A 12,625-nucleotide genomic window follows, 5' to 3' on the forward strand; every position below is an offset into this window, starting at 1 on the left:
ATCAGGTATGATCGCCCTCAACTTTGTTTAAAAAATTTCACTTAAAAGCATCTACCAATCGTCATTATTTCTTTTATTTCAGCTTTTCCTATTAATAATATTTTTCAAGTTGTTTTTTTATAAAAATGCAAAGAGGATTTACTACTACATTAACCCCCCCATCAATCAACCTTAACGCTACAACCTTTATTTCTCTTGATGTTAAAATAGTGTTTATTACCATTGTTGACTGTTGGTATTTGGTGTGCTAATTTTAAATTAGCTAAAATAGGGACAAAAATTAATATTTAAGGGAAATAAATGAAATATATAATCATATTTCTGACTTTTTTATTTGTGTTTGCAAATGCTGCAGAAGCAAATAATAACAACGTTACTTTATTTATGTGCGAGGGTTGTAATTACGATGAAGCCTATCAGTTGGCAAAAGATAACCCCCCATTAACTCAATGCTACTCATCAGACCCAAACGAAATTATCACAATTGATAATCAGGCATGCTACTCAAATCCTAAAAAGGTTATAGTTGCAGATGTACTTGGTAATGGGCATTTTGCATTTATGGTTGGGCATCATCATCAAGGCTCAAATATGCCTCTCCTCAATAAATATGCAGAACCAACGTCTTTGAGCAACAATGATGAAACCGCAATATTTAGGTTAAAAACAACTGACAAAAATTTCTCTAAATTTATAAAAGAAATGCAGGCAGAGCTAAATGTATCACCACTACAAGTAAGCCAGCACCTCCCACTCAATATGATTCATTCAAATACTGAAAACAGCTGTCCCCCTCATATAACAGATGCAGTAAAAGCAGTATTTGAAGGGCGAACTGCATCCGAACTACAGCATAAGTTAAACAATAAAGCTAAAGCAGATTTTGAGGATCCAGAACGCTTTTTTCATGCCAAGGAATATAGTAGCGAAGGTTTTTCAATTGGTGTGGGCGGAATTTCATATCAAGGCACTTGGAAAAAAGTAAGTAAAAACTTTAATACAAGCGTGCGTTTTAATCAAAACCAAGATATTCCTACAGGTAGTACAGGGCTGTACGACGTAGTTTTCTCAATAAAGTGGATAAGAGAGTTTGGCGCACTAAGCGTATCAGTGAATCCCTTTTTAACTTATTTAGATGGAATTGCATTAAATCAGCTTCAAAAAACAACGAGTAATACTGTAGATCAATGCCTTCAAGATGCTTTAGATCATACACTCCCATCAAACACTTCTTCGCCAAGCTCTGGTGGTGGCAGCTCTGGTGGTGGCAGCTCTGGTGGTGGTAGCCCTGGTGGTGGTAACTCTGGTGGTGGCGGCTGGGATAATCAAGTTTGCGAAAAGCATTACTATATCAATGGTGTAAAAATGCTTACAATCAAGGTGTCTTGCTAGACCTTATATAATTAGCTCAAAAAATGGCGGTGAACAGTGAGTGCGCGCTCGCCGAGCTTGGCTTAAATGCAACCACACCCAAGCAGCTATCGCTGCTGCATTGCATCAGCGCAGGCATACACGTAACCAAATCGCTTACCATCTTTACATTACGACAAACTTTTATACAGTAACTTACAACACTGGCTTTCGATTGCCGTTAAACTTACTTATTAAATTACTAGGCAACTTTATAGCTACTAAAATATGCAACAACCATTACCCATATTGCTCAGCACCTTACTTGTTACAACCTCAGCTGCTTATGCTGACTCGCCATGGTCTGTGGCTGGCGGCGTGATCGCCGTTGATTCGCCCTATGCCAATACCGACACGAAAGTGATGGCGTTACCTATGATCAACTACCAAGGTGAAAAGCTAACGCTACGTGGCTACACACTCGACTATACATTACTGCAACAACACGGCTTTAGCTGGTCTGCCACGTTAGCACCGGGGCAATTTTTTGACTCATCAGACTCCGACAATCCAGCCATAAAAGCACTTAATGAGCGCAAGATGTCATTATACGCGGGAACGAAAGTGAGTTACGCCGCAAATTTTGGCCGCCTCAATGCAAGTGTAACGCATGATATACTAGGCCACAGCGATGGCCTGAAGTTTAATGGTGACTACAACTACCCAGTTAAGTTAACAAAAGAGCTAATGTTAGCGCCTTTCGTTGGGGTTGAAATTAATAGTAGCCAGTTATCAAACTATTATTACGGTGTGGCTGAGGGCGAATCTAGCACTTTTGATGCATACGAGCTTAGCTCTACGGTTAACTATAATATTGGCTTGTTAGCAACATACAAAATCAATAAAAACTTAAATGTTAACGCCTTGGTTAAATATCATCAGCTAGATGCTGATATTGAAGACTCGCCTATTATAGACACCGACAATCTCACGACTGCAATGATGTCTATCACTTATCACTTTTAATTAATAACTTTACCGAGCACCTAGTTGTGCTCGGTTTTTAACGCTCACTCAACACCATTGTTAACTCTGTTTATAGGTATTTATATAGCCATAAATAGCAGCAATAGCTAAACACTCACTACTACTTTTATAGCTAAAGCAATAAATACCGCACCTAACACTTTATCTAGCCATGGGTTTTGTTTAGTAAAACCAAAGCGATTTTTAGAAACCTCAGTTAACAGTGCCACCAGTAAATACCAGCCGGTATCAATTACAAATACCGTTAAGCACATAATAATACCAATGCTGAGAGTAAGATTTTGCGGGTCAATAAATTGCGAAAATAAGGCTAAAAAGAAGATAGCGAGTTTGGGGTTTAAAAATGCAATTGCAAAGCCATCTTGTAGCGCCTTTAATGCACTTACTTCACTCTTTTGCACTTGTAGCTCATTATTACTAGGTTTAGCCAGCAGTATTTTAATTCCCAAGTAAGCTAAATAGGCTGCTCCTAAATAGACTAATAATTGATAAACATTAGGAAACTGCACCATTAAGGCACCTAAACCGAGTAAAGATGCAGCTGCATACAATCCTACTCCTACGCCATGGCTCAATGCCGCAAGCATACCGTTTTTCATCCCACCGCTTAACGTATGCTTTAATACCACAGCCAAGCTAGGACCAGGCGACATTGCGCCCATTATGCAAACTAACGCTAAACTTAGCCAAACAGATAAAACCATTAATCACCCTTTATAATTCATTATTTTCTATTAATAAGGCATAAGCCGTTATTTGCCCTTGAAAGCCCGTTGCTGTTGTTACGCTAATAACTCGCCATCCATCTTGATTTAATTGGTAAATACGCTCATTCAATGCATCTAAATCTATAGCGTGGCTAAAAAATCCACGCTTTTTAAATTCCACTATTTTTTGCATTGTTTATTATCCGTTTTATTTGTCATCACTTATCCTTGCTGATTATTTTTAGCACTATTGAATTTTAGTTTACAGACGCCATATATAAAGCTCAATCATTAAAAAGAACCCACTATGTCTCAAGCCCCTGCTGCAGAAAAAGCCGCGTTTAGTAGTTTATTACCTGTTTTTGCGTTTATTAAACCGTATAAACTAATGGTTATTGCCGCCCTTATTGCTCTTTTAGTGACGGCGGGGGTTAATTTATCATTAGGCCAAGGCGTTAAATTTGTCATTGACCATGGTTTTATTGCCGGCTCGCAAGCACAGCTACAGCAAGCTGTGTTGGTGCTTATTGGCCTAATTAGTTTATTAGCGGTGGGCACCTTTAGTCGTTTTTATTTAATGTCGTGGATTGGTGAACGTGTCAGTAACGATATTCGAAAAGCGGTGTTTAACCGTATTGTTACTTTGCACCCAAGTTATTTTGAAGAAAACCGCAGCGGTGAGTTAATGTCGCGGTTAACCACCGACACCACTTTGCTGCAATCTATTATTGGCTCTTCTTTTTCAATGGCGCTACGCAGTGCATTAATGCTAGTGGGTGGTTTAGCCATGCTGCTGTTTACCAATTTAAAACTGACCTTAGTGGTCGTTGCTTGTGTACCTTTAGTACTGGTGCCCATGATGGTATTTGGCCGCAAAGTGAGAAAGTTAGCCAGTAGCAGCCAAAGTGCTATTGCCGATATAAGTACTTACGCCGGTGAGATCATTCAAAATATTAAAGTAGTGCAAAGCTATAGCCACGAACAGCGAGAGCAGCAAGCTTTTGCTCTGGAGGTCGAAAAAGCCTTTAACGTCGCTAAAAGCCGTATAAAACAACGCTCGTTTTTAATTGCCGCCGTTATATTTTTAACCTTTAGTGCCATCAGCGCTATGTTATGGGTTGGCGGCAGCGATGTACTAGCCGGCACTATGACTGGAGGTGAGCTAGGTGCCTTTGTGTTTTACGCTATTATGGTGGCCATGTCGGTTGCAACTGTGGCAGAGGTTTATGGTGAGCTGCAGCGCGCAGCAGGTGCTGCTGCAAGGCTACTAGAATTACTCGCTGTAAAAAGCGAAATTGAAAACCCTATTTCCCCACAAGACGAAAAGCTCCTAAGTAGCACTAACCACTCTGCCATTACACTTGAAAGCATTAGCTTTAATTACCCCTCTCGTCCTGATGTAAGCGCACTTAATAATGTGAGTTTAAACATACAGCAAGGGCAAACAGTGGCAATTGTGGGTCCTTCTGGTGCAGGGAAAACCACCTTATTTGAATTACTACAACGCTTTTACGATCCAGCCAGCGGTGCTATTAAGTTTCGTGATGTAAATATTAAAGATTTATCACTCAATACGCTGCGTAATAAAATGGGCATGGTGGCACAAAACCCTATTTTATTTAGCTCAGATGTAATGCATAACATTCGCTACGGCAATCCAGATGCTACCGACGAGCAGGTTTATGCGGCGGCTAAACATGCCCATGCTGATGAGTTTATTCAACAGCTACCACAAGGCTATAACAGCTTTTTAGGGGAACAAGGAGTGAGACTATCGGGCGGTCAAAAGCAACGCATTGTACTCGCGCGAGCAATTTTAAAAGACCCTGAAATACTATTACTCGATGAAGCCACCAGCGCACTCGATGCACAAAGCGAGCACCATGTACAAGCCGCACTTGAGCACTTAATGCAAAACCGAACAACGTTGATCATTGCGCATCGTCTGGCAACGGTAAAACATGCAGATATGATTGTGGTAATGGAACACGGGGAAATAATAGCAACAGGGAGCCATCAGCAATTACTGCAAAGCTCCCCGTTGTACCAGCGCTTATGTGAACTACAGTTCAATAAAGACTAGATTTTTATGTGCTTATTGCGTGTTGGGCACTATTTGAATTTCTACACGACGATTTTGTGCACGGCCATTTGCGCTATCGTTTGATGAAATTGGACGTGTTTCACCATAACCTGTAGTGCTAATTCGTTCAGCCATAATTTGCTGATTAACTAAATAGTTTTTAACACTTTGAGCGCGTTGCTGTGAAAGGCTCATATTATAGCTATCTTTACCTGTGCTATCGGTATGCCCTTCTACGCTTAAATAAGTTTTTTCGTATTTGTTCATCACTTTAGCAATCGCACTTAGCGTATTGTGAAAGCCCGACGAAATATACGACTGATCGGTTGCAAAGGTAATATTTGACGGCATAACTAAACGTAAGTTATCGCCTTCACGTACCACTTCAACACCAGAACCCGCTAATTCATCACGAAAAGCGGTTTCTTGTTTGTCCATGTAATCGCCTACTGCAGCACCAGCTAATGCACCAATTGCAGCACCAATAAAGATACGCTTATCTTTATGATTACCAGTAGCCTTACCTAATACACCACCAGCTGCAGCACCAATTGCCGCTCCTTTACCTGTGTTATTCATTTCACAACCGCTAAGTAATACAGCAACTACCGTTACGCTTAAAAGTGATTTAGTTAAAGTCATGCTATGTCCTATCTATTTAGTATTTTGCGCTATTATGCAAATATATGAATGAACAAGCCATGAAGAATCTATTATAATTAGCGTTTTATGCTGTATAACAACAAAAATTCTATCGATAGCTGAGTTCATAAATATGTCATACTACTGGATGATAATTTTATAATTTATAACGAGGATTGGGGCGTAATGTTAATTGCTATTTTTAGACAGTTTTTTTTACTTGGCTGCATGAGTTTTGGTGGCCCTGCTGCTCACTTAGGCTATTTTAAGCGCCATTTTGTCGATACCCTAAATTGGCTCACTAACACCCGTTATGCACAGCTTATAAGCTTAAGCCAAGCCTTGCCTGGGCCTGGTTCTAGCCAAGTTAGTTTTGCCATTGGGGTAGAGCGCGCGGGTGTACTTGGTGGCATTGCTGCCTTTATTGGTTTTACCCTACCATCATTTTTAATTATGTTGCTATTGGCTATAAGTGCGCATCAGTTTGATGCTGTTTATTTTGCCATTATTGCTGGGTTAAAACTGTTTGCTGTGGTTATTGTCGCCGATGCCACATTAAGTATGGCAAAAAGCTTTTGCACTAGCGCAGCCCTAAAGCTATTAGCCGTACTAAGCACGTTAGCCTTAATACTTTTTCCTCTGCTGGGCACACAAATAGCTATTTTAATTACCGCGGCTGCTGTGGGTGCAATATGGCCATTATTAAAATTAAATCCTGAACCCGCACAGCAAAGTAAGTCAAAAAGTAATATAAATTGGCTCGCTTTAGGGTTATTTACACTGCTGCTAGCGCTCAGTTTCATTCCTTTGACTACTGAATTAGCTTTGTTTGCCCCCTTTTATCAAGCAGGTGCCATGGTGTTTGGTGGTGGGCATGTAGTATTACCTGTATTGCAAGCAAGCGTACCTGCACTAAGCAGCGATCAGTTTTTGAGCGCCTATGCAAGCGCGCAAGCTGTGCCTGGGCCTATGTTTACCATTGCTACTTACTTAGGTGCACAACTAAGTACCGAACAACCTTTATTAGGCGCTATCATAGCCACGGTACTTATATTTATGCCCGGATTTTTACTCATACTTGCGTTTCAAAAAAGTTGGTTAAACTTAGCCAACAAGCCTCGCTTTGCCAGTGTTATTGCCGCACTTAATGCCTCTGTAGTGGGGTTTTTAGCCGCGGCGCTGTATTCATCTATTTGGACATCGGCGGTGCACAATTTTTGGCACATTGCGCTAGTTATTGCAGCATTCGCTTGGCTAAGATTAAAAAAGCCACCTATTTGGTGGCTGTTAATACTCTTTATTGCTACGGGGTTGGCTCAGTATTATTGGGCACTTTAATTTTAGGTTTTTCGCTTGTAGGCACGGCTGTGGGTGGGCTAAATTGGCCACTCACACTTTGATACGGACGCAGGCCAAAAATAGGTAACACAGCCAATAAATGATCCATTATTTCGGCTTGTAAATGCTCATACGATATCCAACGTTTATCGCTACTAAAGCAATAAAACTCAATCGGTAAGCCGTGGTTTGTCGGCTGTAACTCACGTACTAGCAAGGTCAGTGAAGTATTGATTTTTTTATGTTGCTTTAGGTAACCTTCGGCATAACGGCGAAACAAACCTAAATTAGACACAGGATCAGGCAGTGAAGACGTACGAATGTAGTCGGCCAAAGGTATAGCCGCTTCTATTTGCTGGCGAAAATCATCTTCAACTAAAAAAATACTATTCATATCAATATTAAGCGAGCGCTTCATGCGCCTCCCGGCAGACTCTTGCATACTACGCCAGTTTTTAAATGAACCTGCTACTAACATGTAAGTAGGAATAGTAGTTACAGTATTATCCCAGTTACGCACTCTTACTGTGTTTAACCCTAAATCAATTACTTCTCCGTCGGCCCCATAATTATCTACCTGGATCCAGTCGCCATACGTAACGAGTCTATTGGCTGCAATTTGAATGCTTGCGACAAACCCCAATATGGTGTCTTTAAATACTAATAAAGTGACGGCGGCAATAGCACCAAAACCCGAGAGAATATAAGTAGGTGATTTTTCTAGCACTATACTAACAATTAAAATAACACTGACAATAAAGGTAATTAATTTAACAACCTGAATTAATCCCTGAATGGGTACTTCGCGGGCAAAATCTAATTGATTATAAATAGCGCCCGCAATACTCACTATGCTACTAAAAATAAAGCCCGCATAAATAATGAGCAGCGCTTGGCCTAAGGTTTTTAAAATTTCCTCTGCAATCTCATTCACCGGGTACACACTATCAAATGTGGCTAGAAACAATGCACAGCAAAGTAAGCAAGCTATGCGCTTATTGAGCTTGTTTAGCATAGGTGCAAGTAAGCCAATGCGTTCAGGTGAGATTTTAGTAACAATTTTTTGGATCGCAGGAAACATTAAGCGACGAGTAAATAAGTACACAAATAATAATGAAAATATACCAATGGCGACGGCAGTAATAGTGCTTAGAAAAAAAGCGTCGGGCACTTTTTCAAACCAAGGCGCTATTAACTTCTGTAAGTGGGTATCGGTCATGGTATTTTTATTTCCTTGCGGGAGTTAGGTTTAAAATTACAGTGCTAGCTAGAGTAAAAAGCGCCATTGCAGCATAACCAATTATAGTAACTACAGCGGGTAATACCCGCTGTAAAATTAACAGAGCCAAGCAAAGTGACATTAAAAAACACTACCTAAGTTAATCTGTATTGACCGTGAATAGCTAAGTGTTTTTAGCGTAACTGTAGGCTCATATTTTTATGCATTTATTTTTGTTCAAGGTTTATTAATGTTTGGTTTTTTTCTTTCCATAACCGATTAAGCTCACTTTGAAAGCGCACTCTAAAGTCGGGATCGTTAGTGTAGTCACCAATTAGCTCGTCACTGACCGGTCTTACTTCAACATGTACGTTTATATTTTTTACTTTACCGCTGGCAAAATCCATAAAGGTCGGAATGCCCTCAGGATAATGAATAGTCACATTAACTACTTTAGTAATTTGCTCTCCCATAGCTTGCATTACAAAGGCAACGCCTCCTGCTTTGGGTTTTAACAAATGTGGAAAAGGGCTGTTTTGGCGAGCGTGCTTTTGCTTCGTATAGCGCGTACCTTCTACAAAATTAACCACACTTACTGGCATTTCTTTAAATTTTTCGCAGGCCTTACGCGTGGTTTCTAAATCTTTACCGCGTAATTTAGGGTTCTTTTTAAGCTGACTTTTACTCGTACGAGTCATGAACGGAAAATCAAGCGCCCACCAGCACAAACCTAATATAGGCACGTAAATAAGCTCTTTTTTCAAAAAGAAATTTAAAAAGGGTATTTTGCGATTTAATACGCGTTGCAATACTAAAATATCAACCCAGCTTTGATGATTAGCTATAACTAAATACCAATCTTTTAGCTTTATATCTTCAAGCCCAGTAACGTTAATTTTAGTTGGCGTAAATAATTTTTGATTTAAGCTGTTAAAGGTAACCCAAATAGTGGCAAATTGTTTGGCGGCCCAACTCATTAACTTTTGTAGCGGCTTAATTGGTATAAGCTTAATAACACCACAAATAAAAATTGGCACAAACCAAATAAGAGTATTTATAAAGTACAACAAAATACTAAATACACTGCGGATAACTGACATTGTTTCTATTCCTTTAAATAGCGCGCAGCAGCTAATTACTGCGCTTTTTATACTTAATTAATAATGGCTGAGGTTAGTCCTCAAAATAGGTATAGCCTTCTAGTCCCGCATTAAGCTCTGCTAAATAGCCTGCTTTACATGGCTCAGACACATCGAGCTTATTAATTTGCTCTGCAAAGTTGTCTGCTAAAATGGCGCTATCATAGTCAACACACTTTAATACATCCTTAACGCTGTCACCTTTAATGGCGTTAGTAAGTACATAACCATCATCGTTTAACTCCACATGCACTGAGTCGGTGTCGCCAAATAGGTTGTGTAAGTCACCTAAAATTTCTTGATAAGCGCCAACCATAAACATTGCAATATGATACTGCTGCCCTTGTGTATATTCAGGTATAGGTAAGCTTGTTTCTATACCTGCACCTTCTACATATTCGCGAATTTGCCCATCAGAATCACACGTTATATCTTGAATAATAGCGCGCTGGGTAAGCGGTTGAGTGAGGTTTTCAATAGGCATTACTGGGAATAATTGGCCAATTCCCCATATATCTGGCAACGATTGAAATAGTGAAAAGTTAACAAATAATTTATCAGCTAATTTTTCGTTTAAATCATCGAGTACTTCGCGATGCGCACGCACATTATTGCTCAAAGATGAGCGCACCCGATGTAAAATAGTAAAGTAAAGTTGCTCTATTTTCGCCCACTCTAGCATGCTCACTAAACCGTGTACGTACTGATCGTGTGCTTCGCTAAATAAGTGCATTGCGTCGTGATAAATTTCCAGCGCCATACGCGGGCTTAAACGCTGTAAACATTGCCACATTTCATCTAATACCAGTGTACTGTTTTGCGCAGGCGCCTCTGGGTTTAAGTGATTAGGCGCTTTTTCAACGTCAATTACATCGGTAATTAATACCGCGTGGTGCGCGGTTAACGCACGCCCTGATTCAGTAATAATGGCCGGATGAGTTAATTGATGTTGGTCACACACCTCAGAAAACGCATTTACTACGTTACGGGCATATTCTGCAACGGTATAGTTCATTGAACACGCACTACGTGAACCCGAACCTTCGTAATCAACCCCTAACCCACCGCCTACATCAACGGTATTAAGTGGTACACCTAACTGAGTAAGTTCAGCAAAATGGCGTGCACATTCACGCAAAGCGCGGTGAATATCGCGAATATTGGCTATTTGAGAGCCAATATGAAAATGCACCATTTGCATTAAGTGCAATTTATTATGTTTTTTTAACACTTCAACAGCGCTAAGCACTTGCCCTGCCGTTAAACCAAATTTACCTTTTTCGCCACCGGTGTTTTGCCATTTACCTTTGCCCACTGAGTTTAGGCGAATACGAATACCAATAGCCGGTTCAATGCCTAAATTATCAATTTCTTCCAGTAAGGTGGTTAACTCCGAGAGCTTCTCTACCACTATTTTAACTTTGTGACCCATAGCCTGACCAATACAGGCTAAGCGTAAAAACTCACTGTCTTTATAGCCATTACACACAATAGTAATGGGCTCTTTTGCCACCCCTAAAATAGCCATTAGCTCTGGTTTAGAGCCAGCTTCAAGGCCAACCAGCCCGCTAGGGTGAGCTAAAAGTTTACTCACTACAGAGCGCTGCTGATTTACTTTGATTGGATAAACGCAGGTATATTCGCCTTGATACTCACGATTTGCTCGTGCTTGAGTAAAGGCATTGGTAAGCGTATCTACCCGGTTTTGTAATATATCGGTAAAGCGCACCAATACTGGTAAGGTTAAACCCTGTTGTTTAAATTGTTCGGTTAATTGCGTTAAAGAAATTGCGGCCTTTGCTTGGTCGCCATCTGGGTAGGCCACCAACTCGCCTTGTGCGTTAATATCAAAATAGCCTTCACTCCAATGTGCAACATTATAAGTGGCACGTGCTGTTTCTAAACCCCAAGTCATGGCAACTCTTCTTTAATCAATTAAATACAATGACGCATTTTAATACGTCGCTATCCTCTAGGCTAACAAAAATTGAACTTTCCCTCATTCCTAACTAACTTTATTGGTTAAATCAGTTAAAATGTCATTGAGCAAAACGTCAAGCACTGGCAAAATTGCCCCCTTTTTCATCCTCAACTTAAAAAAGTGTAATAGTAACTATGGCAAATTTAGATCAAAGTAAGTGGTTTACTGAAATTAGCGACCGCGATGGCAGCGCATTTTCATTACGTATTAACAAAAAGTTAGATGAAAAACAGTCTCCTTTTCAAAAAGTAGAAATGTTCGAAACCACCGACTTTGGTAATTTAATGATCATCGACGGTTGCACTATGGTAAGTAGCCGCGAAAACTTTTTTTATCATGAGATGATCAGCCACCCTGCACTTTTAGCGCACCCAGCACCTAAAAATGTAGTTATTATTGGCGGCGGCGACTGCGGTACCTTACGCGAAGTGTTAAAGCACCCTGGTGTAGAGAGCGTTACGCAAATAGATATAGACGAAGTAGTAACGCAAATGTCGTTAAAATACTTCCCAGAGCTGTGTGAATCTAACAACGATCCTCGTGCAACAGTTATGTTTGACGACGGCATTAAATACATGCGCGAAGCCGCAAGCGAATCAATCGATGTTGTTATTGTTGATGGCACCGACCCAGTAGGCCCAGGTGAAGGTTTATTTAATCATGCATTTTACACTAGCTGCTTAAACGCACTTCGCCCAGGTGGCATTTTAGTACAACAAAGCGAATCACCGCTTATGCATATGCCGTTATTAGTTGAAATGCGCGAAGCTATGCTAACGGTAGGTTTTAACGACTTACAAACACTGCCATTCCCGCAACCTATATACCCAAGTGGTTTATGGTCAGTAACTTTAGCGCGTAAATCTGCAGACTTTAATGGCTTTAGAGAAGATGCAGCAGCCGATATTGCAAAGAACAGCGAATACTACAACAACGGCATTCATCACGGTGCATTAGCTACGCCAAACTTTATGCAACGCGCTTTTGATAAAAAATAATCTCGCAATCTAAGCAATACTAAATTAAGGGCTCGACAGAGCCCTTTTTTATTGCTTAGCGTACAAGCAACCTAACTGCTCACTTTTTATCACCCTGAATACGTATGCAACCTGTCGTATT

11 protein-coding genes are annotated in these 12,625 nt (G+C 40.3%); 5 read left to right on the forward strand and 6 right to left on the reverse strand.

From position 1 onward, the window contains the following. Window positions 1–300: 300 nt before the first annotated feature. Both RB215_RS13735 and RB215_RS13740 read left to right on the forward strand, forming a co-directional pair. The gene (locus RB215_RS13735) at window positions 301–1,392 is read left to right on the forward strand and encodes a hypothetical protein (protein ID WP_309216579.1); all 1,092 of its coding nucleotides are present in this window, start codon (window positions 301–303) and stop codon (window positions 1,390–1,392) included. A 246-nt stretch (window positions 1,393–1,638) separates the two neighbouring features. Then, on the forward strand, window positions 1,639–2,376 hold the full coding sequence (locus RB215_RS13740; RefSeq protein ID WP_306288456.1) for a MipA/OmpV family protein: 738 nt from the start codon (window positions 1,639–1,641) through the stop codon (window positions 2,374–2,376). A 107-nt stretch (window positions 2,377–2,483) separates the two neighbouring features. Here RB215_RS13740 and RB215_RS13745 read toward each other — a convergent pair whose 3' ends face one another. Together RB215_RS13745 and RB215_RS13750 are read right to left on the reverse strand one after the other, a co-directional pair. After that, entirely contained in the window at window positions 2,484–3,101 is a 618-nt protein-coding gene (locus tag RB215_RS13745; RefSeq protein ID WP_011329468.1) for a LysE family translocator, read from the reverse strand. 10 nt (window positions 3,102–3,111) lie between these two features. Further along, window positions 3,112–3,297: a hypothetical protein gene (locus RB215_RS13750; RefSeq protein WP_041454610.1), complete on the reverse strand. Its 186-nt coding sequence runs from the start codon at window positions 3,295–3,297 to the stop codon at window positions 3,112–3,114. Window positions 3,298–3,411: 114 nt separating this feature from the next. Between RB215_RS13750 and RB215_RS13755 the strand changes: the two genes are divergently transcribed. Then, window positions 3,412–5,187, forward strand: coding sequence for an ABC transporter transmembrane domain-containing protein (locus tag RB215_RS13755; protein ID WP_011329469.1), 1,776 nt, complete (start codon window positions 3,412–3,414; stop codon window positions 5,185–5,187). 12 nt (window positions 5,188–5,199) lie between these two features. Here RB215_RS13755 and RB215_RS13760 read toward each other — a convergent pair whose 3' ends face one another. Next, window positions 5,200–5,829 carry an OmpA family protein gene (locus RB215_RS13760; protein WP_011329470.1) on the reverse strand — a complete coding sequence of 210 codons (630 nt, stop codon included), beginning with the start codon at window positions 5,827–5,829 and terminating at the stop codon, window positions 5,200–5,202. Window positions 5,830–6,015: 186 nt separating this feature from the next. Between RB215_RS13760 and chrA the strand changes: the two genes are divergently transcribed. Beyond that, entirely contained in the window at window positions 6,016–7,167 is a 1,152-nt protein-coding gene (chrA, locus tag RB215_RS13765) for a chromate efflux transporter (protein ID WP_309216581.1), read from the forward strand. Here the strand turns inward: chrA and RB215_RS13770 are convergent. From RB215_RS13770 to speA, 3 genes are all read right to left on the reverse strand, one after another. Further along, a complete protein-coding gene (locus RB215_RS13770; RefSeq protein WP_011329472.1) occupies window positions 7,133–8,386 on the reverse strand; it encodes a mechanosensitive ion channel family protein in 1,254 nt (417 codons plus the stop codon). The genes chrA and RB215_RS13770 overlap by 35 nt on opposite strands. Window positions 8,387–8,613: 227 nt before the next feature. Further along, window positions 8,614–9,486 (reverse strand): acyltransferase, encoded by an 873-nt coding sequence (locus RB215_RS13775; RefSeq protein ID WP_011329473.1) that lies wholly within the window; start codon window positions 9,484–9,486, stop codon window positions 8,614–8,616. 73 nt (window positions 9,487–9,559) lie between these two features. Then, a complete protein-coding gene (speA, locus tag RB215_RS13780) occupies window positions 9,560–11,440 on the reverse strand; it encodes a biosynthetic arginine decarboxylase (protein WP_011329474.1) in 1,881 nt (626 codons plus the stop codon). A 200-nt stretch (window positions 11,441–11,640) separates the two neighbouring features. On the opposite strand from speA, the gene speE reads away from it, so the two are divergent. Continuing rightward, the gene (gene speE, locus RB215_RS13785) at window positions 11,641–12,504 is read left to right on the forward strand and encodes a polyamine aminopropyltransferase (protein ID WP_309216582.1); all 864 of its coding nucleotides are present in this window, start codon (window positions 11,641–11,643) and stop codon (window positions 12,502–12,504) included. Window positions 12,505–12,625 lie beyond the last annotated feature (121 nt).

The sequence above is a fragment of the Pseudoalteromonas sp. HL-AS2 genome, assembly GCF_031198805.1.
Lineage (GTDB): Bacteria > Pseudomonadota > Gammaproteobacteria > Enterobacterales > Alteromonadaceae > Pseudoalteromonas > Pseudoalteromonas nigrifaciens.